General features: G+C 72.5%; 24 protein-coding genes. 9 read left to right on the top strand and 15 right to left on the bottom strand.

The window, feature by feature from the left end:
* Positions 1–192: 192 nt before the first annotated feature.
* The 9 genes from R2D22_RS08320 to R2D22_RS08285 form a co-directional block, all read right to left on the bottom strand.
* Positions 193–1,539: a sulfate adenylyltransferase subunit 1 gene (locus tag R2D22_RS08320; protein ID WP_318102297.1), complete on the bottom strand. Its 1,347-nt coding sequence runs from the start codon at positions 1,537–1,539 to the stop codon at positions 193–195.
* A complete protein-coding gene (gene cysD, locus R2D22_RS08315) occupies positions 1,539–2,474 on the bottom strand; it encodes a sulfate adenylyltransferase subunit CysD (RefSeq protein ID WP_318102296.1) in 936 nt (311 codons plus the stop codon). The genes R2D22_RS08320 and cysD overlap by 1 nt, the downstream gene beginning before the upstream one ends.
* Complete coding sequence (gene cysC / locus R2D22_RS08310) at positions 2,471–3,037, bottom strand: adenylyl-sulfate kinase (RefSeq protein ID WP_318102295.1); 567 nt, start codon at positions 3,035–3,037, stop codon at positions 2,471–2,473. The genes cysD and cysC overlap by 4 nt, the downstream gene beginning before the upstream one ends.
* Entirely contained in the window at positions 3,034–3,741 is a 708-nt protein-coding gene (locus R2D22_RS08305) for a phosphoadenylyl-sulfate reductase (RefSeq protein ID WP_318102294.1), read from the bottom strand. Before R2D22_RS08305 ends, cysC begins: the two co-directional genes overlap by 4 nt.
* Positions 3,738–3,917, bottom strand: a complete 180-nt coding sequence (locus R2D22_RS08300; RefSeq protein WP_318102293.1) for a hypothetical protein — start codon at positions 3,915–3,917, stop codon at positions 3,738–3,740. The genes R2D22_RS08305 and R2D22_RS08300 overlap by 4 nt, the downstream gene beginning before the upstream one ends.
* Positions 3,918–3,948: 31 nt before the next feature.
* Positions 3,949–5,646: a nitrite/sulfite reductase gene (locus R2D22_RS08295; protein WP_318102292.1), complete on the bottom strand. Its 1,698-nt coding sequence runs from the start codon at positions 5,644–5,646 to the stop codon at positions 3,949–3,951.
* Between the two features lie 126 nt (positions 5,647–5,772).
* Positions 5,773–5,856: a putative leader peptide gene (locus R2D22_RS36110; protein WP_349817346.1), complete on the bottom strand. Its 84-nt coding sequence runs from the start codon at positions 5,854–5,856 to the stop codon at positions 5,773–5,775.
* 146 nt (positions 5,857–6,002) lie between these two features.
* Positions 6,003–6,575, bottom strand: coding sequence for a GNAT family N-acetyltransferase (locus tag R2D22_RS08290; RefSeq protein WP_318102291.1), 573 nt, complete (start codon positions 6,573–6,575; stop codon positions 6,003–6,005).
* Positions 6,576–6,607: 32 nt separating this feature from the next.
* Positions 6,608–7,444, bottom strand: coding sequence for a helix-turn-helix domain-containing protein (locus tag R2D22_RS08285; RefSeq protein WP_318102290.1), 837 nt, complete (start codon positions 7,442–7,444; stop codon positions 6,608–6,610).
* A gap of 143 nt (positions 7,445–7,587) precedes the next feature.
* Between R2D22_RS08285 and R2D22_RS08280 the strand changes: the two genes are divergently transcribed.
* Together R2D22_RS08280 and R2D22_RS08275 are read left to right on the top strand one after the other, a co-directional pair.
* A complete protein-coding gene (locus tag R2D22_RS08280; protein ID WP_318102289.1) occupies positions 7,588–8,010 on the top strand; it encodes a hypothetical protein in 423 nt (140 codons plus the stop codon).
* Between the two features lie 222 nt (positions 8,011–8,232).
* The gene (locus tag R2D22_RS08275; RefSeq protein WP_318102288.1) at positions 8,233–9,189 is read left to right on the top strand and encodes a carbohydrate kinase family protein; all 957 of its coding nucleotides are present in this window, start codon (positions 8,233–8,235) and stop codon (positions 9,187–9,189) included.
* A gap of 18 nt (positions 9,190–9,207) precedes the next feature.
* Here the strand turns inward: R2D22_RS08275 and R2D22_RS08270 are convergent, their stop codons facing one another.
* Complete coding sequence (locus R2D22_RS08270) at positions 9,208–10,821, bottom strand: cholesterol oxidase substrate-binding domain-containing protein (RefSeq protein ID WP_318102287.1); 1,614 nt, start codon at positions 10,819–10,821, stop codon at positions 9,208–9,210.
* 56 nt (positions 10,822–10,877) lie between these two features.
* Positions 10,878–12,098 (bottom strand): cytochrome P450 family protein, encoded by a 1,221-nt coding sequence (locus R2D22_RS08265; protein ID WP_318102286.1) that lies wholly within the window; start codon positions 12,096–12,098, stop codon positions 10,878–10,880.
* Between the two features lie 227 nt (positions 12,099–12,325).
* Here R2D22_RS08265 and R2D22_RS08260 point away from each other — a divergent pair, with 227 nt between their 5' ends.
* A complete protein-coding gene (locus tag R2D22_RS08260; RefSeq protein ID WP_318102284.1) occupies positions 12,326–13,510 on the top strand; it encodes a family 2 encapsulin nanocompartment cargo protein terpene cyclase in 1,185 nt (394 codons plus the stop codon).
* Positions 13,511–13,528: 18 nt separating this feature from the next.
* Here the strand turns inward: R2D22_RS08260 and R2D22_RS08255 are convergent, their stop codons facing one another.
* Positions 13,529–14,815 carry a helix-turn-helix domain-containing protein gene (locus tag R2D22_RS08255; RefSeq protein ID WP_318102283.1) on the bottom strand — a complete coding sequence of 429 codons (1,287 nt, stop codon included), beginning with the start codon at positions 14,813–14,815 and terminating at the stop codon, positions 13,529–13,531.
* 224 nt (positions 14,816–15,039) lie between these two features.
* Complete coding sequence (locus R2D22_RS08250) at positions 15,040–16,674, bottom strand: acyl-CoA dehydrogenase family protein (RefSeq protein WP_318102281.1); 1,635 nt, start codon at positions 16,672–16,674, stop codon at positions 15,040–15,042.
* Between the two features lie 17 nt (positions 16,675–16,691).
* On the opposite strand from R2D22_RS08250, the gene R2D22_RS08245 reads away from it, so the two are divergent.
* The 4 genes from R2D22_RS08245 (at position 16,692) to R2D22_RS08230 (ending at position 19,754) form a co-directional block, all read left to right on the top strand.
* Positions 16,692–17,804, top strand: coding sequence for a YihY/virulence factor BrkB family protein (locus R2D22_RS08245; protein ID WP_318102280.1), 1,113 nt, complete (start codon positions 16,692–16,694; stop codon positions 17,802–17,804).
* A gap of 190 nt (positions 17,805–17,994) precedes the next feature.
* Positions 17,995–18,582, top strand: a complete 588-nt coding sequence (locus R2D22_RS08240; RefSeq protein ID WP_318102278.1) for an RNA polymerase sigma factor — start codon at positions 17,995–17,997, stop codon at positions 18,580–18,582.
* 53 nt (positions 18,583–18,635) lie between these two features.
* On the top strand, positions 18,636–18,998 hold the full coding sequence (locus R2D22_RS08235) for a hypothetical protein (protein WP_411977128.1): 363 nt from the start codon (positions 18,636–18,638) through the stop codon (positions 18,996–18,998).
* 27 nt (positions 18,999–19,025) lie between these two features.
* Positions 19,026–19,754 carry a helix-turn-helix domain-containing protein gene (locus R2D22_RS08230; protein WP_318102275.1) on the top strand — a complete coding sequence of 243 codons (729 nt, stop codon included), beginning with the start codon at positions 19,026–19,028 and terminating at the stop codon, positions 19,752–19,754.
* Here the strand turns inward: R2D22_RS08230 and R2D22_RS08225 are convergent.
* Positions 19,694–20,089, bottom strand: coding sequence for a VOC family protein (locus R2D22_RS08225; protein ID WP_318102274.1), 396 nt, complete (start codon positions 20,087–20,089; stop codon positions 19,694–19,696). The two genes, R2D22_RS08230 and R2D22_RS08225, sit on opposite strands and share 61 nt — an antisense overlap.
* A 376-nt stretch (positions 20,090–20,465) precedes the next feature.
* Between R2D22_RS08225 and R2D22_RS08220 the strand changes: the two genes are divergently transcribed.
* Positions 20,466–20,933, top strand: a complete 468-nt coding sequence (locus R2D22_RS08220) for a cation:proton antiporter regulatory subunit (protein ID WP_318102272.1) — start codon at positions 20,466–20,468, stop codon at positions 20,931–20,933.
* A 1-nt stretch (position 20,934) separates the two neighbouring features.
* Positions 20,935–22,167: a cation:proton antiporter gene (locus R2D22_RS08215; RefSeq protein ID WP_318102270.1), complete on the top strand. Its 1,233-nt coding sequence runs from the start codon at positions 20,935–20,937 to the stop codon at positions 22,165–22,167.
* Here R2D22_RS08215 and R2D22_RS08210 read toward each other — a convergent pair.
* A complete protein-coding gene (locus tag R2D22_RS08210) occupies positions 22,155–24,461 on the bottom strand; it encodes an N-acetylmuramoyl-L-alanine amidase (protein WP_318102269.1) in 2,307 nt (768 codons plus the stop codon). The two genes, R2D22_RS08215 and R2D22_RS08210, sit on opposite strands and share 13 nt — an antisense overlap.
* Positions 24,462–24,491 lie beyond the last annotated feature (30 nt).

The raw sequence follows: 24,491 nt of genomic DNA, 5'->3' as shown, positions 1-24,491 counted from the left end.
GGTTGTCCCCTCAGGGTCTTCGAAGTCTTCGTCTGTGTCGTGAGTGGTGGAGCGGGTGGAGCGGCACGGCGCCGCGTACGGCGCGCATCGGTGTCAGCACGCACATCGCGCGACACCTCCCATGCCGGCGCCGAGGGCGCCGGAGCCCACCCGGCCGCCCTCCTTGGCGAAGGACGCGTAGACGTCGGTCATCTAGAAGTCCCACCCTTCCGCGTCGTCGTCGGCGTCGGCCGCGGCCTTGGCGGAGACGAAGGACTCGCCCGCCATGCCGGCCGCCAGCGTGGTGCCGTCAGCGGGGTCGATCAGCAGGAACGAACCGGTGCGCCGGGAGTCCGCGTACGCGTCGAGCGCGAGCGGCTCGGCGGTACGGACCTTCACCTGGCCGATGTCGTTGGCGACGAGCTGCCCCGGCTCGGGGTGCTGGGAGAGGTCGTCCAGCGTCAGCCGGGACGGGATCTCCTTGACGATCGCCTTGACCGTGCGGGTGGTGTGCTTGAGCAGCACCCGCTGGCCCACGGTGAGCGGCTGGTCCGCCACGTGGCAGACGGTGGCGACGACGTCCTGGCTGGTGGCCGGGGCGTCGCCGCTCGGGGCGAGCAGGTCGCCGCGCGAGATGTCGATGTCGTCGGCCAGCCGGATCGTCACCGACTGCGGCGCCCAGGCGATGTCGACGGACTCGCCGAGCGCGTCGATCCCGGTGATCGTGGAGGTCTTGCCCGAGGGCAGCACGGTGATCTGCTCGCCGACCCGGAACGCGCCGGCCGCGATCTGACCGGCGTAGCCCCGGTAGTCCGGGTGCTCGGCGGTCTGCGGACGGATCACGTACTGCACCGGGAAGCGCGCGTGGCAGGCCGTCAGATCGTGGCTGACCGGCACGGTCTCCAGGTGCTCCAGGACCGTCGGGCCGCCGTACCAGTCCATGTTGGCGGACGGCTCCACCACGTTGTCGCCGGCCAGCGCGGAGATCGGGATCGCGGTGATCTCCGGGACGCCCAGCTCGGAGGCGTACGTGGTGAACTCCTCGGCGATCGCGGCGAAGACGGACTCCTGGTAGTCGACCAGGTCCATCTTGTTCACGGCCAGGACCACGTGCGGGACGCGCAGCAGCGCGGCCACCGCGGCGTGCCGGCGGGTCTGCTCGACGACGCCGTTGCGGGCGTCGACCAGGACCACGGCCAGCTCGGCCGTCGAGGCGCCGGTGACCATGTTCCGGGTGTACTGCACGTGCCCGGGGGTGTCGGCGAGGATGAACCGGCGGCGCGGGGTCGCGAAGTAGCGGTACGCCACGTCGATGGTGATGCCCTGCTCGCGCTCTGCCCGCAGACCGTCGGTGAGCAGCGCCAGGTCCGGAGCCTCCTGGCCGCGGGACCGGGAGGCGTGCTCGACGGCCTCCAGCTGGTCGGCGAGCACCGACTTGGAGTCGTGCAGGAGCCGGCCCACCAGGGTGGACTTGCCGTCGTCGACGGACCCGGCGGTGGCGAAGCGCAGCAGGGTGGTGGCCGCCAGCTGCTCGGACAGCTGCTCGGTGGACGTGCTCATTAGAAGTACCCTTCGCGCTTGCGGTCTTCCATCGCGGCCTCGGACATCTTGTCGTCGGCGCGGGTCGCGCCCCGCTCGGTGAGGCGGGAGGCGGCGATCTCGGCGATCACGGCGTCGAGCGTGGTGGCGTCGGAGTCGACGGCGCCGGTGCAGGACATGTCGCCGACGGTGCGGTAGCGGACCAGCCGCGTCTCGACCGTCTCGGTCTCCTTCGGGCCGCCCCAGTCGCCGGCGGTCAGCCACATGCCGCTGCGGGCGAACACCTCGCGCTCGTGGGCGAAGTAGATCTCCGGCAGCTCGATGGCCTCGCGCTGGATGTACTGCCAGACGTCCAGCTCGGTCCAGTTGGACAGCGGGAACACACGGACGTGCTCGCCCGGGGCGTGCCGGCCGTTGTAGAGCTGCCACAGCTCCGGGCGCTGCCGGCGCGGGTCCCACTGGGAGAACTCGTCGCGGAGGGAGAACACGCGCTCCTTGGCGCGGGCCTTCTCCTCGTCGCGGCGGCCGCCGCCGAACACCGCGTCGAAGCGGTGCTGCTGGATCGCCTCGGTAAGCGGCACCGTCTGCAGCGGATTGCGGGTGCCGTCGGGGCGCTCGCGCAGCTTGCCGGCGTCGATGTACTCCTGCACGGACGCGACGTGCAGCCGCAGCCCGTGCTGGGCGACCACGCGGTCGCGGTACTCGAGGACCTCGGGGAAGTTGTGCCCGGTGTCGACGTGCAGCAGCGTGAACGGGATCGCCGCGGGGGCGAACGCCTTCAGCGCCAGGTGCAGCATGACGATGGAGTCCTTGCCGCCGGAGAACAGGATCACCGGCCGCTCGAACTCACCCGCCACCTCACGGAAGATGTGCACCGCCTCGGACTCCAGCGAGTCCAGGTGCGACAGCGCGAACGGGCTGTCCGTGGTGTCGTGGACGTGAGCGACGGTCGTCATGCGAGACCCCTCTCGGTGAGCAGCTTGTGGAGCTGTGCTGCCGACTCCTGCACGGTCTGGGTGTGGGACTCGATCCGCAGATCGGGGTTCTTCGGCTCGTCGTACGGGTCGTCGACGCCGGTCAGGCCGCTGATCTCGCCCGCTGCCTGCTTGGCGTACAGACCCTTGACGTCACGCTCGGAGCACACCTCCACCGGAGTGGCGACGTGCACCTCGACGTACGGCGTGTTCTCGGACGCGTGCCGCCCCCGAACCGCCTCGCGGCTGTCCTCGTACGGCGCGATGACCGGGACGAGGACCTTCACGCCGTTCGAGGCGAGCAGCTCCGCGACGAAGCCGATCCGCTGCACGTTGGTGTGCCGGTCCTCGCGGCTGAAGCCGAGGCCCGCGGAGAGGAACTCGCGGATCTCGTCGCCGTCGAGCACCTCGACCCGGTGGCCCTCGCCGCGCAGCCGGCCGGCGAGTTCGTACGCGATGGTCGTCTTGCCGGCGCTCGGCAGACCGGTGAGCCAGATGGTGGCACCCGTCACGTGCTTCTCCTGAACTTCCTGAGTGTCCGTCATCCGTGCAGTCCGCACTCGGTCTTGGCCCGGCCCGCCCAGCGTCCGGCGCGGGCGTCCTCGCCCTCGGCGACCCGGCGGGTGCAGGGGGCGCAGCCGACGGAGGCGTAGCCGTCCATCAGCAGCGGGTTGGTGAGCACGCCGTGCTCGGCGACGTACGCGTCCACGTCGTCCTGCGTCCAGCGGGCGATCGGGGAGATCTTGACCTTCTGCCGCTTCTCGTCCCAGCCGACGACCGGGGTGTTCGCCCGGGTCGGGGACTCGTCGCGGCGCAGGCCCGTCGCCCACGCCTGGTACGCGGTCAGACCCTCTTCGAGGGGCTGGACCTTGCGCAGCGCGCAGCACAGGTCGGGGTCGCGGTCGTGCAGCTTCGGGCCGTACTCGGCGTCCTGCTCGGCGACCGTCCGGCGCGGGGTCAGCGTGATGACGTTGACGTCCATCACCGCCTCGACCGCGTCCCGGGTGCCGATGGTCTCCGGGAAGTGGTAGCCGGTGTCGAGGAAGACCACGTCCACGCCGGGCCGGGCCCGGGAGGCGAGGTGGGCGACCACCGCGTCCTCCATCGAGGAGGTGACGCAGAACGTCGGGCCGAAGGTGTCGGCCGCCCACTGGAGGATCTCCAGCGCGGAGGCGTCCTCCAGATCACGGCCGGCCTGCTCGGCGAGTGCCTTCAGGTCGGCCGCGGTCGCGTCCTGAGTGATCGTCATATCTCTTCCCCTCCGTCGGAGTTGCTCGAAGTGCCCGGGGCGAGGAGCCCCAGGAACTTCAGCTGGAAGGCTCGACTGCACGCCCGGCATTCCCACGCGCCGTGACCCTGCTCGTGCGGCCGCAGGTCCTCGTCGCCGCAGTAGGGGCAGTGGAACGGCGCTGCTCGCTCGCTCATGACCCCTCCCTCTGCTGCCGCTCGCCGACGCTCACGACAGGGCTTCTTCCGAGGCGCGGGCCGCCCAGGAGGCGAAGCGCTCGCCGTCCTCGCGCTGCTCCTGGTAGCGCGTGAGGACCCGCTCGACGTAGTCGGGCAGCTCGGCCGAAGTGACCTTCAGGCCGCGGACCTTGCGGCCGAAGCCGGCCTCCAGGCCCAGCGCGCCGCCCAGGTGCACCTGGTAGCCCTCGACGCGGTTGCCCTCGTCGTCCAGGACCAGCTGTCCCTTGAGACCGATGTCCGCGACCTGGATACGGGCGCAGGCGTTCGGGCAGCCGTTGATGTTGATGGTGATCGGCTCGTCGAACTCGGGGATTCGGCGCTCGAGTTCGTCGATGAGCGAGGAGCCGCGGCCCTTGGTCTCGACGATCGCCAGCTTGCAGAACTCGATGCCGGTGCAGGCCATCGTGCCGCGGCGGAACGGCGAGGGGGTGACGCGCAGGTCCAGCGCCTCCAGGGCGGAGACGATCGACTCGACCTGCGCCTCCTCGATGTCGAGGACGAGCATCTTCTGCTCGGCGGTGGTGCGCACCCGGCCGGAGCCGTGCGCCTCCGCGATCTCGGCGATCTTGGTCAGGGTGGCGCCGTCGACCCGGCCGACGCGCGGCGCGAAGCCCACGTAGAAGCGGCCGTCCTTCTGCGGGTGGACGCCGACGTGGTCGCGCCAGCGGCCCGCGGGCTCCTCGGGGGCGGGGCCGTCCGTCAGCTTCCGCTTCAGGTACTCGTCCTCCAGGACCTGGCGGAACTTCTCCGGGCCCCAGTCGGCGACCAGGAACTTCAGGCGGGCGCGGGTGCGCAGCCGGCGGTAGCCGTAGTCACGGAAGATCGAGATGACGCCCTCGTACACGTCCGGGACCTCGTCGAGCGAGACCCAGGTGCCGAGGCGCACGCCCAGCTTGGGGTTGGTGGACAGACCGCCGCCGACCCAGACGTCGAAACCGGGGCCGTGCTCGGGGTGCTCGACGCCGACGAAGGCGATGTCGTTGATCTCGTGCGCCACGTCGAGCAGCGGCGAGCCGGAGACCGCGGACTTGAACTTGCGGGGCAGGTTGGAGAAGTCCTTGTTGCCGACGATCCGCTTGTAGATCTCCTCGATGGCGGGGGTGCCGTCGATGATCTCGTCCGCGGCGATGCCGGCGACCGGCGAGCCGAGGATGACGCGCGGGGTGTCGCCACAGGCCTCGGTGGTGGACAGGCCGACGGCCTCCAGCCGGTTCCAGATCTCGGGTACGTCCTCGATCCGGATCCAGTGGTACTGGACGTTCTGCCGGTCCGTGATGTCGGCGGTGCCGCGGGCGAACTCCTGCGAGATCTCGCCGATGACGCGAAGCTGCTCGGTCGTCAGCCGGCCGCCGTCGATACGGACACGGAGCATGAAGTACTCGGCGTCCAGCTCCTCCGGCTCCAGGACACCGGTCTTGGTGCCGTCCAGGCCTTCCTTGCGCTGCGTGTACAGGCCCCACCAACGCATCCGGCCGCGCAGGTCGTTGGGGTCGATCGAGTCGAAACCGCGCTTCGAGTAGATCGTCTCAATGCGTGTCCGCACATTGAGACCGTCGTCGTCCTTCTTGAACTGCTCATTGCCGTTCAGCGGGGTGAAGTGCCCCACGGCCCACTGACCCTCGCCACGGTGACGGCTCACCTTGCGGCGCGGCGTGGCGGGGGCGGGGTTTTCCGGGGTGGCGGCCATGGCGTCTTGTCCTTCGGGACTGCAGGAGGGCGGCTCTGACCTGCACACTCACGCAGGTGTCAGAGGATGGCGCGACGGTGCGCAGCAGGGTCGGGCAAAAATGGAATCGCGGCGTTGCTGGTTCTCTCAGCGCACCGGACAGATGGCGCTGGACATGCGGCCCAAGTCGACGTGTCGCCGACTCACCAAGGCAATTCCAGTTCCAGACATGACGGAAGCGTGTCACGGGACTTTGGACCCAGTCCAGCTTCATCCATCATGTGGACACCACCGTCCCGCATCGCGAGACGGTATGCCGTGGGTCACGTCGAGCCTGCGCAGGCCCTCCTGCGGGCCCGGTCGTACGGGGGAGTCGGTCAGGCGTGCGCGCCCGGCCAGGGGCCGGGGGTCTCGGACTCCTCGACCTGCTCCACCTTGGTGTCGAAGAGCCGGAAGCCGCGGCGCTGATAGTTGTCCATCGCGTGCGGGCCGTCCAGCGAGCAGGTGTGCAGCCACACCCGCTTCGTCGGCTCCCGGTCCGGCCAGCGCTCGGCCAGGTCCCAGGCGCGCCGCACGCCCTCGGAGAGCAGGTGCCCGCCGATCCGGCGGCCCCGGAAGGCCGGGATCAGGCCGAAGTAGACGATCTCCACCACGCCGTCGTCCTGAGGGTCCAGCTCCACGTAGCCGGCCGGCGTCCCCTTCTCGTACGCCACCCAGAGCTCGGCACCCGGCTTCTCGACGATCTCCTGCCACTGCTTGTACGTCAGCGGCAGCCGGTCGTTCCAGCGGATGTCGCCGCCGACCGCCGTGTAGAGGAAGCGGCTGAACTCCGGCGAGGGCATTTCGGCCCGCACGATCCGTACGTCGTCGCCCTCCGGCTCGGTGGCGGGACGCAGGTCGGACGGGTCGGTCTGTTCGAGGGACCAGGTGGTGAGAGTGATGGTGCTCATGGGCCCATCGCATCATGTGGACGGCGAGATTCCTACCGGGGGTCCGGGCGCGGGGCCGCGGCCGGCGCCGGGGCCGGGGCCGCCTCGGCCAGCAGCTCCGCGGTCCGTGCGTCCGCCGGCAGGAAGGCCTCCAGCTTCAGCTCCGCAACCGTGACGTCGGCCGCGGTACCGAAGCGGGTGAGCGTGGTCAGCAGGCGCAGCTCCTCCGTGCTCCCCGGTACGCGCAGCCGCAGCGGCACGGCGAAGCCCACGTAGTCGGGCCCCGGGTTCGAGGGCCGTTCGGGTACGAGCCGGGCCAGCTCGGCCGCCCGCTGGGTGAGCCGGTCGTCCGGGTTGCGGACGGCCTCCGTGTTCATGGCGTCCAGGATGTGCCAGGCCCACTCCTCCAGGTTCACGATCCGCGGCGCGAGGCCGCGCGGGTGCAGCAGCAGCCGGGCCACGTCGACGGGAGGTGTCAGGAGCGCCGGGTCGGCCGTCGCCACCAGCGCCGTGAAGGCCGCGTTGCAGGCCACCAGGTCCGCGTACCGGTCCACGATCACCGCGGGGTACGGGTGGTGCGCCTCCATCACCTGGGTCAGCGCGGCGCGCACCGGCGCGAGCCGCGGATCGTCCAGCCGGGACTCCTGGTACGCCGGGGCGTAGCCCGCCGCGAGCAGCAGGGCGTTCCGCTCGCGCAGCGGCACCTCCAGGGACTCCGCGATCCGCACGACCATCGCCCGGCCCGGGAGGGACCGGCCGCTCTCGATGAAGCTCACGTACCGCTGGGTGGTTCCGGCCCGCGTGGCCAGCTCCAGCTGGCTCACCCGGCGGCGGGTCCGCCAGTCGCGCAGGGATCGGCCCAGGCCGTTCGGTCGTGTCTCGGTGGTCACGCTCCCGTGTCTACCTCAGCCGGCACGGCCGGGTCATTCCCTTCGGGGAATTGCCGCGACCTGCGCGGGTCCGGAATCTGGATGCACACACCGCACCCCGGCGCACCGCATCGCACCGGACGCCGGAGAACCAGGGAGCAGCCATGTCGTACACCACCCCGCAGGACCTCGCCGACCGCTACAGCGCGCTCTGGAACGAGCCCGACGCCGAGGTCCGCCGCCGGACGGTCCGGGAGCTGTGGCACGAGGACGGGGAGCACGTCCTCCAGCCGCCGCAGGAGATGCGCAAGACCGCCCGCGAGCTGGGCTTCGCCGAGCCCGAGCTGAAGGCCCGCGGCCACGTCGAGCTGGAAGCCCGGGTGCGCCGCGCGTACGAGGACTTCGTCGCGCCGGGCACCATGACCTTCCGCGCGGTCCAGGACGCCGAGCGCCTCGGGAACGTGGTCAAGTTCCGCTGGGAGGCCGTGCTCGCCGAGACCGGTGAGCCGGGAGGCGGCGGACTGGAGTTCCTGGTCCTCGCCGAGGACGGCCGGATCGCCGAGGACTACCAGTTCATCGAGAACTGACGGCGGACGGCGTCCGCCGGCGCCCGGAGCGAGGAGCGGGTCCACGATGTGGACGGGTGATCAGTCCGTGGACGCCGGCGCCGGCTCGCCCGATCCCGGCTCGCTGATCAGCACGTTCCTGGCGCGGCGGAGCGGGACCGGGTGAGCTGTACGGTGCCCGGGAAGGGCTCGATCGACGACGGGTGACGGACTCCGCCGCGAGCGCCGTCGAAAGGAACCCGCATGAGCGAGACCCGCCCCGTGGCCGTACTCGGCGAGTGCGTCGCCGACGCCTTCGTCGTCCCCGGCGGGACGGACGACGCAGGACTGCGGCTCGACGTCCTGCCCGGTGGCGGGCCCGCGAACACCGCCGTGGCGCTCGCCCGCCTCGGCACCGCCACCCACTTCCTCGGCCGGTTCTCCGGCGACGTGTTCGGCCGGATGTTCCGGCGGCGGCTCGCCGGGGCCGGGGTCCGACTCGACCTCGCCCCGGACGCCGCCGAGCCCAGCACCCTGGCCGTCGCCGGGCTCGGCGCCGACGGCCGGGCCGAGTACTCCTTCCACGCCGAGGCCACCGCCGACTGGCAGTGGACCGGCGCCGAACTCGCGCCCGTCGCCGGGCTCGGCGCCGCCTGCCTGCACACCGGCTCCCTCGCGCTCGTACGCGAGCCCGGCGCCGGTGCGGTCGAGGCCCTGCTGGAGCGGCTCCGCCCGGACACCACGGTCTCCCTCGACCCGAACGTCCGCCCGCTGCTCGTCGCACCCGCCGAGTACCGTGCGCGGCTGCCCCGCTGGTGCGCCCTCGCCGACATCCTGCGGCTCAGCGAGGACGACCTCGCGCATCTGCATCCCGGCCTGAGCCCGGAGCAGGCCTGCGACGACTGGCACCGCGCAGGCGTCCCACTGGTCGTCGTCACCCTCGGCGGCGCCGGTGCGCTCGTCTCGTACGACGGCGTCCGCACCCGCGTCCCCGCGCCGGCGGTCGACGTGGTCGACACGGTCGGCGCGGGCGACGCGTTCACCGCGGGCCTGCTGCACCGGCTGCACCTCGCCGGCGTGCTCGGCGGCCGGCCGGCCGCCCTCACGAGCACGGTGCTGCACGACGCGGTCGCCTTCGGCACCCGCGTCGCGGCGGCGACCTGCGCCGTCCGCGGCGCCAACCCGCCCACGGCCGCGGCCCTCGCCGCCGAGGCGGTCTGAGCCGCGCCGAGGCCGCGATCAGCGGCGTGCCCCCACGAGCGAGGGTCCGTGCAGCAGGCCGGACACGAAGGCGCTGTCGAAGACCGCGTGCGGATCGAGGGAGGTCAGGGCGGCGCACACGGCGGACCAGTCCGGGAAGGCCTCCGGGATGGTCTCCGCGATCACCCGGGCGTTGCTCCACGGACCCCGGCCGTCCGTGTACGCCCAGCCCTTCGACCACTCCGGGCGCACGACACCGCGGTCACCCGTGAACGTCGTGAACACCCACTCCTCGATCTCCCGGTAGAACGGCCCCGACGAGGGTGTGCCGGGGAGGGTCACCACGTCGAGCCAGACCGCCACGTCCCACTCGGGGTGGTCGGGATCCGGTCGGACGGGCGACAGCAGCGGATCGGCCCCGGGCGCGGTGTCCGTACCGGTGACCCTGATCTCCAGCGGGCCGTTCATCGGGTACTCCCCGCGCTCCCGGTACCTCTCGACGAGGTCGGCCAGGAAGGACTGGAACTCGCTGACCACCCGCTGGACCTCGCCGCGCGCGGTGACCACGGCATAGCCGTTGGTGGTCATGCGCAGCGCGCTGGGCCGCAGGTAGAGCAGGAGGTTCTTGGACCAGCCCCACAGGTCGTGCGCCGCCGTGGCCGCGAGGCCGGCCCTGATCGACTCCGATTGGGCGGCGCAGAAGGCCGGGGTCAGTTCGCCCTGCCCCCTGACGATCTTCCGGACGAGTTCGGACGCCTCCTCCGGGAGCCGGTCGGTGAAGGGATAGTTGTACGGGGAGTCCACCTCGCGCGAGAGCTCCGGCTTGACCGGTGTCACCGACCACGACTTGATCCACGTCGTGTCGGTGAACGGCCACCACAACAGCTCTGCCCGGCCGGTCCGTTCGAGGAGTTCGGCGAAGGAACCGGGGCGCCGCTCCGCGGGCGCCGCGAACACGTCGCTCGCCCGGGCCTCGCAGTGACTGACGCAGCGCAGCCGCCGGTCGGGCTCGGTGCGCAGCGTGACCTCGGTCAGGAACATCCGGCCGAGGCAGGTCAGCAAGGGGCCGGACTCCGCGTCCGTACGGTCGAAGACCCGAAGCTCGTAGCCTCCGCGGTCGGCGTTCCACACCACCGCGGTGAGCGACAGCACCCGGTCGCTCAGCGAGCCGAACGACGAGCCGGGAGACGGCTGTTCGCCGGGCGCGGGAACGCCGGCGCCGTGGGCGCCGACCGCCAGCACGCCGCCCAGCGTGGGCTCCCCGGTCGCCGGAACGGCCGTCAGCCCCTGCCCGGCCGCCTCCAGGGCCGACAGCAGCGCCTCGACCGTGACCCCCGTCTCGGCCGTGACGCTGCCGGACCCGTCCGGCTCGCAGGCATGCACCCGCACCCGCGTCAGGTACTGCGTGGTGTCGACCAGCAGCACCTCGCCCCCGGTGTCCTCGTCGACGACCAGCGGCGACCAGTTGTGCGCCTTGCCCGCGGGGCGCAGCCGCCAGCCCTCGGCGTGCGCCCAGTTCGCCAGCGTGACCACGTCCTGCGGCGTCACCGGCGCGCAGGTCCAGACATGTGGGACACGTGTCTCGCCCGACCAGTTCCGGAACGAATGCGGATACAGCACGAGGCCGGCGGGGAAGCGGGGCGGTCGGTTCACCTGAACTCCTGGATACGGGGGAGGAGGATCTGCTCGCTGACGGGTCGGCCGTGGTGTCAGTAGCGCACGGGAAGCCGTTCCAGTCCGCGGATGGGACACCCCGGCCGCCACGCGAGCGTCGCCGGGTCGGCGTCCAGCGCCAGGTCCGGAAAGGCCCGGAGCAGACCCCGCAGCGCGAGCTGGCCCTCCATGCGCGCCAGAGCGGCCCCCAGGCAGAAATGCATGCCGTGGCCGAAGGCCAGATGGCCGTGGGTGTCGCGGTGGATGTCGAAGCGCTGCGGGTCGGGGAAGTACGCGTGGTCGTGGTTGGCGGACGCCAGCACGATCAGCACCTCGTCGCCGTCACCCGGGATCACGGTGTCGCCGATCCGCACCGGAGCCGCGGCGAACCGCCGGGTCGTCATCTCCGCCGGGCCGTCGTACCGCAGGGTCTCCTCGACGGCGTTGTCGATCAGGCCGGGATCCTCCCGCACCGCGGCGAGCTGCCGCGGGTGCCGGAGCAGCGCGAACACCGAGCCGGAGATCAGGTTCACCGAGGTCTCGTGTCCGGCGACCAGGAGCACGAAGGCGGCCGCGCGCAGCTCGGTCGGGGACATGGCGTCCCGGTCCTCGTCGCTGCACTCGATGAGAGTGCTCAGCAGGTCCGGGCCGGGCGCGGCGCGCTTGCGGTCGATGAGGTCGCCGAGATAGTCGACGAGGGCGTGGCAGGCGGCCAGGTAGGCGTCCTTGCCCGTCGGGCAGACGACGGCCCGGGAGTGCGCCCTGAAATGCTGCTGATCGGCGAAGGGCACCCCGAGCACGTCGCAGATGACCCCGAGCGACAACGGGAAGGCGAAGTCCTCGACGAGGTCGGCGCGACGGCCGGAGGACTCGGCGGACAGCGCGGCCGTGAGTTCGCCGACGATCTCCGTGACGCGTGGCCGCAGCGCTTCCAGCCGCCGGGGGCTGAACGCCTTGGCGGCGGGCTTGCGCAGCCGCCCGTGGTCGGGATGATCGGCCACCAGTATGTGCAGGCCGAACAGGGGCGCCGTCGCGTTCGCGTCGCCGACCTGCTGCTCGCGCCACTCCGCGGGGGACGCCCGCCAGTCCTTCGCCAGACCGGGGTGCGTGAGGGCCAGTTTCGACTCCTCGTACCCGAGCACCAGCCACGCCTCCCGGTCGTCCTGGAGGATCGCGCGGTGCACGGGCCCCGACCTCCGCAGTTCCTCGTAGTACGGATAGGGGTTGCGCGCGAAATCCTGGCCGTGGACGCGCAGATCCACGATGTTCCCGGCCATCTCTCGACACTCCTCGGGGAGAACCGGTCGTTCGCCCCCACTAGTACCGGGTGTCCCTTCGAGCCGGAGCGCACCATGCCGGGCATGCTTCCGGAACCACTCTCCGCGCCCCGGCCTCCGCCCGGCGCACGGGCGAGGCGGCGGCACTCGTACACCCGGGTACCGCTCACCGGGTGTCGCGCCCGTCCCCGCCCGGTGCCCGGCGGCCTCGACCTTTACTGGGGGCCATGGACACCTTCCGGCTTCCCGCGCCTCCCGGCCTCCGCCTCCCCACCCCCTCCGCGGGAGAGCCTCCGCCCGCGCCGCCCCGGCCGTCCGCCATGCCGGAGGGGGAGGCGCTCGCGGCGCTCGAGCGCGCCCTCGCGGGCCCCAGTGGATTCGGCACGTCGGCGGCCCGGCTGTTCCTGCCCCGCGAGACGCCGGGCGCGCCGGACCGTGGTGCGCCGCACGGGTCCGGGCGGGTCCCCCGGCTGTACTGTCCGCCGCCCGCGCGCATCGACGACGCGCTCGGCCGGGAGGTCGACGACCGGCTGGTCGAGTGGGCCGAACAGGTCGGCATCTACGAGGGCAGGCTGGACGACGTCAGATCCCTGAGCCTCGGCCGGATGATCATGCTCGCCTTCGCTCAGGTCGACGACCCGGACCGGCTGCTCGCGGCGGCCAAGTGCACCCTCGCGCAGTGGGCCACCGACGACTACTACTGCGACGACGAGACCGCCGGAGCCGTGCCGATGGACGTCGCCACGAACCTCTCGCTGGCCACGGCGGCGGTGGACCCGGCCCACCTCCCGTCCGCCTACGCACCCGCGCTGGAGGAGCGCATGAGGGACGACCCCGTCCTGGTCTCCCTGCGCTCCAGCACGGCACACCTCGCCCGCTACGCGAACTTCGAGCAGATCACCAAGTACCGCCACGAGCTGAGCGTGCTCTTCTCCGGCTACACCGCCGAGGCCCAGTGGCGGGTCTCGGGCCGGACCCCTCAGGTGTGGGAGTTCCTGATGGTGCGGCAGGACAACAGTTTCATGCCCTGCATGGTGATGCTCGACGCGGTCGGCGGGTACGAACTGCCGGTCGCCGTGTACGCGTCCCCCAGGGTGCGGCGCGTGCAGACGATGGCCGCCAGCGCGAGCGTGATCGTCAACGACCTCTACTCGATGGACCGCGAGGACCGCGGCTCGGCCGTCAACTTCAATCTGCCCGCGCTGATCGAGGCCGAGGAGTGCTGCTCGCGGGAGGAGGCCGTGGCGCGGACCGTGGCGGCGCACGACGAGCTGATGCACCAGGTCGAGGAGGAGTCCGCCGCTCTGTGCGCCACCGGGTTCGCCCCGCTTCAGCGCTACCTCGCGGACGTGTGGGCCTGGCTCGGCGGCAACCACGAGTGGCACCGCACCAGCGACCGCTACAACGGCTGAAGGGAGTACGAGGACGTCTCATGGTTCGTGTCGTACCGCCAGGACCGCCGGGGCCGTCGAGTGGGGGAGGAGGTCGGCGGGGAGGGGCGGGGTGACGAGTTCGACGGTGACCTCCTCGCTGAAGCGGTACGGGCGGTGGGCCAGCACGCTCGCCAGGTTGCGGCGGATCCGCGACATCTCCGCCCGGACCGTGACCGTCCTCGTCCGGTCGCCGAACACGTCCTCCGCCAGTTCCGCGGCGGTCCGGCCCGCCGGGTGCCGGGCCAGTACCCAGAGCAGCTCCGCATGACGGGGGCTCAGCTCCTGCGTCCAACTGCCCGCCGCGCCCGACACCGCCACCGTCCAGCGGCGCGGCCTGCTCAGGTCGAGCACCACCCGGCTCGCCGCGCCGCCCTCCGCCGGGGTCTCCTCGGTGACCCGCAGCAGCCAGCCGCCCGGCAGCGGCTCCACCGCGCACATCCCGAGGGACGGCAGCCACACCCGGCCCGCCCGGAACGACTTGGGCAGCGTCAGCCGGTCCACCGGAGCCATCCCGGTCACCGCCGCCGTCCAGCCGTGCGTGTCCACCGCGATCGCCCGGCCGCCCACCCGGCACAGGATCGGCGCCGCGACCGAGCGCAGCCGCTCCACCGACCGCAGGTGCCGCTCCCGCATCTCCGCCTCGGCGAGCTGCGCCACCGAGCCGACCAGCGCGAGGGTGGCCGGATGGAAGCTGGACGCCGGACCGCTCACGTCCACGATGCCGAGCAGCCGCTGGTCGCGCGGGTCGTGCACGGGGGCGGCGGCGCAGGTCCAGTTGTGCAGGGTGTGCACGTAGTGCTCGGCCGAGTGCACCTGCACCGCCCGCCGCACCGCCAGCGCCGTACCCACCGCGTTCGTGCCCGTGGCCGACTCCGCCCAGGCCGCGCCCTCCTCCAGACAGATCCCGTGGGCCTTGCGGAGCACCGCCATGTTGCCCTCGCGCCACAGCACCCGGCCGTGCTCGTCGGTGACCACCATGATCTGCATCGAGGCGTCGGCGATCCCGCTCAGCCCGGCGCTGAGCGTGCGCATCAGCTCGCCGATGAGCGTCGTGCGGCGCCGCTCCTCCAGCTCGTCGCGGTGCAGCAGGACGCTGCTGGTGTCCTGGTCCGGGTCGAGCCCGAGCCGGAACATCCGCCGCCACGACGCGTCGATCACCGGGCGCGGAGCTATCGGCGGCTGCCGGCCCGCCAGCGTCTCCTCCCGCACCCGGTGGAGCAGCCGGGCCGCCTGCACGGCGTCCATGGCGGCCAGACGACGCATGTCGAGCGCGGTGTTCTTCATCGGTATCCCCCAGGCACCGGTGGTGCTGTATCGGTTCTGCAGGCGTGGGAGCCCTGCGACCCCATCGTGCCGCCCCGGCCTTCCCGGCGAAGGGCGGTTCGGACAATCCTGCAACCGTCTGCAACTCTGGCGGACTCCGGGGACGTGCGTGAGGGTGGTGCACCAGCGGAGGGTGGTGCCGTGTCGGCGCAGCACCACCCTCGGCTTTTGCCTCTTCGGGCAGCTCAGACCGCCGCGCGCGCCCGCTCCACCACCTTCGCCAGATCGAGCGAGTGCGGAAGCGTCCCGAAGGCCGTTCCCCAGTCACCGCCGAGCCGCGAGGCGCAGAACGCGTCCGCCACCTCCGGCGGTGCCCAGCGCACCAGCAGCGAGCCCTGGAGCACGAGCGCCATCCGCTCGACGAGCCGGCGCGCCCGCGCCTCGATCCCGTCCAGATCGGCCAGTTCGGTCAGCAGCCCCTTGATCGCGCCGTCCAGCCGGTGGTCCGCGCCGCGCGCCTGTCCGACCTCCTGCAGGAACGCGTTCAGCGCCTCCGGCTCCCTCTGCAGCGCCCGCAGCACGTCCAGCGCCTGGACGTTGCCGGAGCCCTCCCAGATCGAGTTCAGCGGCGACTCGCGCAGCAGCCGAGGCATCCCCGACTCCTCCACGTACCCGTTGCCGCCCAGGCACTCCAGCGCCTCCGCCGCCACCGGCGTGCAGCGCTTCGTCACCCAGTACTTCGCCGCCGGCACCGCGAGCCGCAGGAACGCCCGGTCCGTCTCCGACCCCGAGTCGTAGGCGGCGGCGAGGCGCAGCCCCAGCGTCGTCGCCGCCTCCGACTCCAGCGCCAGGTCCGCGAGCACGTTGCGCATCAGCGGCTTCTCGATCAGCACCCCGCCGAAGGCGCTGCGGTACGCCGCGTGGTGCACGGCCTGCGCCACCGCCTGCCGCATCAGCGCCGCCGAGCCCAGCACGCAGTCGAGCCGGGTCGCCGCCACCATCTCGATGATCGTGCGCACGCCCCGGCCCTCGTCGCCGACCCGGCGCGCCCAGGTCCCGTCGAACTCCACCTCGCTCGACGCGTTCGACTTGTTGCCCAGCTTGTCCTTCAGCCGCTGGATCGCGAACACGTTGCGGCTGCCGTCCGGCAGCACCCGCGGCACCAGGAAGCAGGTGAGACCCCCCGGCGCCTGGGCGAGCACCAGGAAGCCGTCGGACATCGGCGCCGAGCAGAACCACTTGTGCCCGGTGAGCACGTACTCGCCCGAGGCGGCCAGCGGCCGGGCCTCCGTGGTGTTCGCGCGGACGTCGCTGCCGCCCTGCTTCTCCGTCATGCCCATCCCGAAGAGCGCACCGGCCTTCTCCGTGGCCGGCCGCAGGCCCTCCTCGTACACCTGGGAGGTCAGCAGCGGCTCCCACTCCGCGGCCAGCTCCGGGTCGGTGCGCAACGCCGGCACGGCGGCGTGGGTCATCGACAGCGGACAGCCGTGCCCGGCCTCCGCCTGCGTCCAGACCAGGAACCCGGCGGCCCGCCGGACATGACCGCCGGGCCGGCCCCAGGCGTTCGTCAGCCCGGCCGAGACGCCCTTGCCGAGCAGCCGGTGCCAGGCCGGATGGAACTCGACCTCGTCGATCCGGTTGCCGTAGCGGTCGTGGGTGCGCAGCCGCGGCGGATTCTCGTTGGCCAGCACCCCCCATTCCTGGGCCTGCGCCGAGCCCGCGCTGAGACCCAGCACCTCCAGCTCCTCCCGCGCCACGGGAAGGAGTTCGGGGTCCAAGTGGCGCTCGACGGCCTCCGTGAGCGCTCGGTCGGACGTGAATACGTCATATCCCACCAGGGGCGGAGCCTGGTTGGTCACTGTGTGGGTGGTGGCTGCCATGCCGCTACGGTAAGGAGGTGCAGGCAGCAAATGAAACACCCGAGCGGCCCCCGGGGAGACTTCACCGGGCCCGAGTCCTCTACCGCAACGTGTCGAAGCGGAAGCTGGTCTGGCTGCTCCTGAAGGACACCGTCAACTCGTGCATCGAGTACCGCATCCTCGGGCTCGCCGCCGAGGCGGCGTTCTTCACGCTGCTCTCGCTGCCGCCGCTGATGCTCGGTCTGCTCGGTCTGCTCGGCTATGTCGACAACTGGACCGACACCACCACCGTCGCCTCGATCCAGGAGAACATTCTGCGCGCGGCCGGGACGGTGCTGTCCGACCGGGGCGTCAACGACGTCGCCAAACCGCTCCTGGAGGACGTCACCCGGGCCGGCCGGCCCGACGTGATCTCGATCGGCTTCGCGATCGCCCTGTGGTCCGGCTCCCGGGCGGTGAACGTCTTCATCGACACGATCACGGTCATGTACGGGCTCGACGGGCACCGCGGCATCGTCGCGACCCGGCTGCTCGCCTTCCTGCTGTACATCGTGGCGCTGCTGATCGGCGCGGTCGTGCTGCCGCTCGCCGTGGTCGGCCCGGACCGGGTCGTCGAACTGATCCCGTGGGGCACGGAAGTGGTCGCGGTGCTGTACTGGCCGGCCGTCATCCTGCTCTCGGTCGCGTTCCTGACCACGCTGTACCACGTGTCCGTCCCGGTCCGCTCGCCCTGGATCGAGGACATCCCCGGCGCGCTGGTCGCCCTCGGGATGTGGGTGATCGGCAGCTTCGTGCTGCGGATCTACCTGACCAGCCAGGTCGAGGGACCGACGATCTACGGCTCGCTCGCCGCGCCGATCGCGGTGCTGCTGTGGATCGGCATCTCGGCGTTCGCGGTGCTGGTCGGCGCGGCCGTGAACGCCGCGATCGACCGGGTCTGGCCCTCGGTCGCCACGGCCGCGGCCCGCGAGGCCAACGAGCGCGCCCGTGCCGCCCAGGCAGCCGAGCTGCTGGCCCGCGCGCGGGCGGAGGCGGACGACGTCGACGAGGACGACCCGGACATGCCCTCGGAGTTCCCCGAGCGCTGGTCGAAGTTCCTGCCCCCGGACGACGTGAAGTCCCGCCTGCACAGCGGCTGGGAACGCGACTGAGAAAACTTCGACCGGGGGCGAATCCTTTCCGGAGCTGCCCGCCTCCTATCCACGTACCGGCCGAACGGGCCGGCGGAACCAGGAGGAAGCCCCAATGATGATCACCGTTGGCGTAGTGGTCGCCGTCCTGCTCGTGGGCGCGTGCAGCTGGCACCTGATGCGGCGCTACCTGAACCGCTGAGAGTCGCACATGAAGCAACGCTTCCGCTGGCCGGACGAGCGGCTGATCAAGGCCGCCCAGGACGGCGACATCACGTCGCTCACCACCGTCGTCATGGAATCGCAGCCGCACGTCCGCAAGTTCGCCCTCTCGCTGTGCGCCTCCCCGCAGGACGCGGAGGACGCGGCGCAGGAGGCACTGATCATCCTCTACCGGAAGATCGGCACCCTGCGGGCCACCGGGGCGCTCGCCTCCTGGATGTTCCGGATCGTGCGCAACGAATGCCTCCGGCAGGTACGGCTCCTCGTCCCGCGCAGGGACGAGGAGCCGGCCGAGGCCGAGGTGTCCCCGGAACGGTCCGCCGAGGAGGCGGTGCTGCACCGGCTGGAGGCGGAGCGGATCGCGGCCGCGGTCGGGGCGCTGCCCCGGGACCAGCGGCAGGTCCTGGTCATGCGGGACGTGCAGGGCCTGCCCGGCCGGACCGTCGCCCATGCGCTCGGCCTGAGCAACGCCGCGATGAAGTCGCGCCTGCACCGGGCGCGGGCGGCGCTGCGCGACTCACTGGAAGCGTCCGATCGAGCCATCGACCCGTCCGTCGGAGGAGACCCACGACCGTGAACACCATGAAGAACGTGACCACCGTCAAGAACGTGACCACTGCCGACAACGTGATCACCGTGAAGCACGTGCACGTGCCGAGCCCGGCGAACGCCGCGAGCCCGGCGAGCACCGCGCGTGGCGCGAACGCGACGAACTTCGCGAGCAAGTCCGTCCCGCGCCATCTGGCGCGCGGCGTCATCGGCTTCGGGCTGATCATCGGCTCGATCGCCATGGTGCCCGTCGTCGGACCGGCCGGCCTGCTCGCGGCCCCCCTGGCCCTGATCGCCTTCCGCGGCTGCCCCACCTGCTGGATGGTCGGCCTGGCGCAGACGATCTCCCGGGGCCGCCTGGAACGCCAGTGCGTGGACGGCGTCTGCATGATCGCCAAGGCGCAGCCGGCGGCGGACGGGAAGATCCCGGCCGCCTCCCGCTGAGCGGGGGCGCCGCCTACCCTGGTCGGCGTGTACGCGGAACGCGCCTCGCGGCTCGACGGGGCGGTGGTCTGGACGATCGGGTCCCGGGCCGCCGCCGACGTGCGGCCGGTGCTGCCCGACGGCTGCATGGACCTGCTGTGGAGCGAGGGCCGGCTGCTCGTCGCCGGCCCCGACACCCGGGCCCACCTGCCCGAGGGCGGCGCGGCCTGGGCCGGGGTCCGGTTCGCGCCCGGGGACGCCCCGGGGCTGCTCGGCGTCCCCGCCCACGAACTGCGCGACCGGCGGGTCGAACTCGCCGACCTGTGGGGCGCGCGAGAGGCCCGAGGCCATGCCAGGAGCATCGCCCGGGCCGCCGACTCCGCAGCCGCCCTGGAGGATGTGGCCCTGACGCTCGCCGCCCGCGCTCCCGCGCCCGATCCGCTGCTGCGGGCCGTCGTCGCCGGACTCCGCGCGGGACGGCCGGTCGCCGAGACCGCCGACTCCGTCGGGATCGGGGCCCGCCAACTGCACCGGCGCTCCCTCGCCGCGTTCGGCTACGGCCCCAAGACCCTGGCCCGGATCCTGCGGCTGCGCCGCGCGCTGGCCCTGGTCGCGGCCGGGACGCCGTTCGCCGAGGCCGCCGTCGCGGCGGGCTGCGCCGACCAGGCCCACCTGGCGCGCGAGGCGCGCTCGCTGGCCGGCACCACGCTGAGCGCCTACGCGGCGGCGGCGAAGAGGCTGACGCCGTTGCCGTCCGGGTCGAGCACCACCGCGTAGCGCTGCCCCCACTCCGCGTCCCACGGCTTCAGATGGCCCGTGTACCCGGCGCCGACCAGGGCCGCGTACACCGCGTCCACCGCGGCGGGGGAGTCGCAGCGGAAGGCCAGGCCGATCCGGTCGCCGCCGACCGGCCGGGTCCACTCCGGGTCGAACGAGCGGACGACCTGCTCCGTGTCCCAGGCGATCCGCAGTCCGCCGGGCAGCCCGGCCTCCACGTGCGGGGCGGCCTCGGCACCGGCCGGAAGGTCCAGGCCGAGCCGGCGGTAGAAGTCGAGCGAGGCGGCCATGTCGGAGACGACCAGGCCGATGACGTCGAGTCGAGGTGCGTTCATGCCCTCACGGTAGGAGCGAGCCGCCGGTCTGGTCTTGTACGAATCGGACGCGTACGCCGCCTGCCGGCTGACGCCCGAGCCTGCCGGCCGCCGCCGAGCGGCGACCCGGGCGTACTCGGCGCCGCCGGGGCGGGCCGGGACCGCGGCGACGTGCCGGCCGGGTGTGCCCGCGGGTCCCCTCCCGTACGCCCGCCCCGCGCCCGCTCGGCGAGTGCCGTGTCCACAGCCCGGAGCAGGGCCCGGGGCCGGCTCCGCGGACCGCCCGCTCCAGGGGGGTCGGTGATACGGTGAGTTACGTCGTTTTTACGGCTGTCTGTCCCTACTTGTCGGTTGTTGGTCGCACCGGCCGGCCGCTGCTCCCAGAGAGGCGACCGTCATGGGCACGCGTCGCATCCCGCTCCCCGGTGTCGGCACGCAGTACGACCTGACCACCGAGTCCGGCGGCCACCTCTCCGTCGTCGTCCACCACGACGGCCGCCGCTTCCTGGGCGTCTACCGCGCCGACGACCCCGACGCCTGCGAGTCCGTCGCCCTCGACCCCGAAGAGGCCACCGCCCTCGCCCACTTGATCGACCCCACGCGGCTGGAGGGCATCGACACCGACGGCCTCGACCTCGTGACCGAGCACATCCCGGTGGGCTCCCGCTCCCCGTACGCCGGGCGGCTCCTCGGCGACACCCGGGCCCGGACCCGTACCGGCGCGTCCATCGTCGCCGTGCTGCGCCGCACCAGCGTGCACCCGTCGCCCGGGCCCGACTTCCGGCTCGGCCTCGGCGACACCCTCGTCGCGGTCGGCACCCGCGAGGGTGTGGACGCCCTCGCGGCGATCATCGGGGGAGGGTGATGTGCACGACACCACCTCCCTGCTGCTCGAACTCGGCGCGCTCCTCCTCACCCTGGGACTGATCGGACGCTTCGCCGGCCGCATCGGCCTGTCGCCCGTCCCGCTCTACCTGCTCGCCGGCCTCGCGTTCGGCAAGGGCGGACTGCTGCCGCTCGACGCCAGCGAGGAGTTCGTCGCGGTCGGCGCCGAGATCGGCGTCATCCTCCTCCTGATGACCCTCGGCCTGGAGTACTCCGCCTCCGAACTGGTCGGCAGCCTGCGCACCCAATACCCGTCCGGGCTCGTCGACTTCGTCCTCAACGCGCTGCCCGGGGCGCTCGCCGGGATCCTCCTCGGCTGGGGCCCCGTCGGGGCCGTCGCGCTGGCCGGCGTCACCTGGATCTCCTCCTCCGGCGTCGTCGCCAAGGTCCTCACCGACCTCGGCCGGCTCGGCAACCGTGAGACCCCCGCGATCCTCGGCGTCCTCGTCATCGAGGACCTGTCCATGGCGCTCTATCTGCCGCTGCTCACCGCCCTGGTGGCCGGCGTCGGCCTGGCCGGCGGCAGCATCGCGCTCGTCGTCGCGCTCGGCACCGTCGTCGTCGTGCTGTACTTCGCGCTCCGCCACGGTCACCACCTCAGCCGGGCCGTCTCCTCCGACAACCCCGAGATGCTGCTGCTCGTCGTGCTCGGCCTGACCGTCCTGGTCGCCGGGATCGCCCAGCGGCTCCAGGTCTCCGCGGCCGTCGGCGCGTTCCTCGTCGGCATCGCGCTCTCCGGCGAGGTCGCCGAGGGTGCGCACCGGCTGCTCACCCCGCTGCGGGACCTGTTCGCGGCGGTCTTCTTCGTCTTCTTCGGGCTGTCCACCGACCCGGCCGCGATCCCGCCGGTGCTGCCGGTCGCCCTGCTGCTCGCCGCCGTCACCGTCGTCACCAAGGTCGCCACCGGCTGGTACGCGGCCCGACGCGCCGGAGTCGGTACGCGGGGCCGGTTCCGGGCCGGTGGGGCGCTCGTCGCCCGTGGCGAGTTCTCCGTCGTCATCGCCGGCCTCGCCGCCGCCACCGAGCCGCGGATCCTCCCGCTCGCCACCGCCTACGTCATGCTCATGGTGCTGCTCGGCCCGACGACCGCCCGCTGGACCGAGCCGCTGCTCACCCGGCTCAGAGGCGCCCGCGGACGCGGAACGGCGCCGGCTCCGCACCCGCGAGGGGTGGGAGCCGGCGCCGCTGCGAACAGGCGAGGTCAGCGCAGGTAGACGAGACCGTCGCTAGTGACGGTCGGCCGGCCGGAGGTGCCGACCACCACGATCTTCACGGTGTGCTTGGCCGCAGACGACCAGCTCCGTGTCCAGATCGCGTCCCGGTACTTCGTGGTCGACGACTTCAGGTCCACCGTCGCGATCTTGACCCCGTCCACGTACACGTACGCCTGACCGGAGGTCGTCGCCCGGGAGACCACCCACGCGGCCGAGCGGCCGGTGAACGTCCAGCTCAGCGAGGCGTTGCGCGAGCCGCTGGAGAGGGACTTGCCGCCGAGGTAGCCGGCCGACGACTTCGCCGTCCAGGTGCCCGAGCGGACCGCGGAGGTCTCCTGGAGGATCACCGGCGTCGAACCGACCGACGCGGTCGTGCGGTTGCCGGCCTGGTCGTACGCGTTGAGCGTCCACATCGTGGCGACGGCGGACTTCGCGGTGTGCGCTGCGGTGGTCACCGTCGGGCCGTACACCTTGGGCACCGGCGTCGTCAGTCGGACGTCGCGGAGCGCGGCGGCGTCGGTGGCCTTCCACACCAGATTCAGCGGCACGGCGGTCGTGTCGACCGTGCCAGGGCGCAGGTAGACGCGTGGCGTGGTGGAGAACACCGGGGCGGTGGTGTCGCCGACCACGGCGAGCGCGGGCGTCGTGGCGAGCTTGCGCGTCGTGTGGACCGCGCGCACGGCGACGCTGTGGCGGCCCGCAGGGACGGTGATCGCGGCGGACGTCGCCGAACCGGTGGCGGTGGCCACTACGTTGCCGTCGATCAGGACCTCGTGCCGGATGATGAACGAGGACGGTGTGGTCGACGTCCAGGCGACGGTCAGCGGACCGCGCGTGTAGTACGTGCCGGCCGACTGCGTCGCGCCGGTGACGGACGTGACGCGCAGCCCTGCCACCGGGCCCGCGGCCCAGGAGCGGATCGAGGGCAGTTGGTTGTACGCGGCCTGGCCCGGGCACTGGGTGTTGAAGCCGTCCCGGTGGCCGAACACGTTCGAGAAGGGGACCTGAGTGCCCTTCGCCCAGGACTTGCCGTAGTAGTTGGTGCCGACGTCACCGGCGGTCAATGTGGTGGTGCCGGCCGGGTCCACGCCGTACTGGCCGAGCTTCCAGGCGGCGATCCGCGCGGCCGAGATCAGCTGCGACTTCGACGGGGTCGTCGTGGTGTAGCCGCCGATCAGGGAGATGCTGGTCGTCTCGCTGTTGAAGCCGTAAGTGTGCGCGCCCACCACCGGCAGGTCCACGCCTCCCTTGCGACCCTCGAAGATCGTGCCGCACTTGTCGACGAGGAAGTGGTAGCCGATGTCCTTCCAGCCGTTGCCGCCCTCGGACGCCGGCTTGACGTGGTAGGCGTAGATGCCGCGCACGATCGCCGCCGAGTCGGCGCAGCTGTAGTCCTCCGTCGCGGCAGTGTGGTGCACGGCCACCGCCTTGATCTTCCCGCCCGGCAGGTACGTGGGGGCCTCCGGGCTCATGCTCTCGTCGGCGCCCCAGCCGGCCCGCGAGGTGATCGCCGGCCGGGCCGCCGTCGACGGCGGCGGGGTCGGTCCGGTCGCGCTCGGGGACGGGGTGGCGGTGGCCGGCGCGGAAGCGGACGGCGAGGCGGTCTCCGGCGCGCTCGTCTCCGGGGCGGGCGGCGCGGGCTCGGTGGTCTCCGGTGCCGTGGTCGGGGCGCCGGTGGTGGGGGTCTCGCTGGGCGCCGGCTCGGGCGCCGGGCTCTCGGTGCCCGGCTCAGGGGCGGGAGCGGTCGGCGTCGCGGACTCCTCGCCCTCGACGGCGAACGCGGCCGGCGCCATCGCCTGCGGGGTCCCGCCGCTCCTGCCGGGGTCGACCAGGGTGAGCCGCAGGTCGGAGGGGAGCACGGCGGTGGACTTCCCGCCCGCGACGACCCGGACCTCCACGCCGTCCGACGACCCGAACCAGACGGGCTCGGTGCCGCCGCGCTCGGCCGTCGGATCAGGCGTGCCGAGGTCGTCCAGCTCGACCCAGCGCGACCAGTCGCCCGACTCGGCACCGCGGGTGCGCGCCTCGACCGTGCCCGGCATCCGGGCCGCTGGATCGGCCCAGGTGACGCCGAGCATGCTGAACGGCTCGGTGTCCTGCCGGGCCAGCGAGGCGCTGCGCCCGCCGTCCACGGTTTTCAGCTTCACGCTCCTGGTCTTCGTGTCGACGGGGCCGCCCGCGGCCTTGCCGTCGTACTCCCCGTCGGCGTTCCCGGTCATCCCCCCGAAGACCACCACGCCCGACAAACCCGCGGCCACGGCGATCGCCGTACCCCAAACCCGACGCCGCTTCATGCGGCCCACCCCTCTGAGTCCTCTGCCGGT

This window comes from Streptomyces sp. HUAS YS2, from assembly GCF_033343995.1.
GTDB lineage: Bacteria > Actinomycetota > Actinomycetes > Streptomycetales > Streptomycetaceae > Streptomyces > Streptomyces solicathayae.
Note: the sequence above shows the minus strand (reverse complement) of the source record. Positions and strands in the feature narration are given on the sequence as shown.

Bases quoted from the DNA above. Each gene is read 5' to 3' on its own strand.
- R2D22_RS08260 (WP_318102284.1), top strand. From the start codon at position 12,326: ATGGACACCTTCCGGCTTCCCGCGCCTCCCGGCCTCCGCCTCCCCACC.
- cysC (WP_318102295.1), bottom strand. From the start codon at position 3,037: ATGACGGACACTCAGGAAGTTCAGGAGAAGCACGTGACGGGTGCCACC.
- R2D22_RS08240 (WP_318102278.1), top strand. From the start codon at position 17,995: ATGAAGCAACGCTTCCGCTGGCCGGACGAGCGGCTGATCAAGGCCGCC.
- R2D22_RS08305 (WP_318102294.1), bottom strand. From the start codon at position 3,741: ATGACGATCACTCAGGACGCGACCGCGGCCGACCTGAAGGCACTCGCC.
- R2D22_RS08210 (WP_318102269.1), bottom strand. From the start codon at position 24,461: ATGAAGCGGCGTCGGGTTTGGGGTACGGCGATCGCCGTGGCCGCGGGT.
- R2D22_RS08295 (WP_318102292.1), bottom strand. From the start codon at position 5,646: ATGGCCGCCACCCCGGAAAACCCCGCCCCCGCCACGCCGCGCCGCAAG.
- cysD (WP_318102296.1), bottom strand. From the start codon at position 2,474: ATGACGACCGTCGCTCACGTCCACGACACCACGGACAGCCCGTTCGCG.
- R2D22_RS08320 (WP_318102297.1), bottom strand. From the start codon at position 1,539: ATGAGCACGTCCACCGAGCAGCTGTCCGAGCAGCTGGCGGCCACCACC.
- R2D22_RS08290 (WP_318102291.1), bottom strand. From the start codon at position 6,575: ATGAGCACCATCACTCTCACCACCTGGTCCCTCGAACAGACCGACCCG.
- R2D22_RS08265 (WP_318102286.1), bottom strand. From the start codon at position 12,098: ATGGCCGGGAACATCGTGGATCTGCGCGTCCACGGCCAGGATTTCGCG.
- R2D22_RS08250 (WP_318102281.1), bottom strand. From the start codon at position 16,674: ATGGCAGCCACCACCCACACAGTGACCAACCAGGCTCCGCCCCTGGTG.
- R2D22_RS08275 (WP_318102288.1), top strand. From the start codon at position 8,233: ATGAGCGAGACCCGCCCCGTGGCCGTACTCGGCGAGTGCGTCGCCGAC.
- R2D22_RS08225 (WP_318102274.1), bottom strand. From the start codon at position 20,089: ATGAACGCACCTCGACTCGACGTCATCGGCCTGGTCGTCTCCGACATG.
- R2D22_RS08255 (WP_318102283.1), bottom strand. From the start codon at position 14,815: ATGAAGAACACCGCGCTCGACATGCGTCGTCTGGCCGCCATGGACGCC.
- R2D22_RS08280 (WP_318102289.1), top strand. From the start codon at position 7,588: ATGTCGTACACCACCCCGCAGGACCTCGCCGACCGCTACAGCGCGCTC.
- R2D22_RS08220 (WP_318102272.1), top strand. From the start codon at position 20,466: ATGGGCACGCGTCGCATCCCGCTCCCCGGTGTCGGCACGCAGTACGAC.
- R2D22_RS36110 (WP_349817346.1), bottom strand. From the start codon at position 5,856: ATGTCTGGAACTGGAATTGCCTTGGTGAGTCGGCGACACGTCGACTTG.
- R2D22_RS08300 (WP_318102293.1), bottom strand. From the start codon at position 3,917: ATGAGCGAGCGAGCAGCGCCGTTCCACTGCCCCTACTGCGGCGACGAG.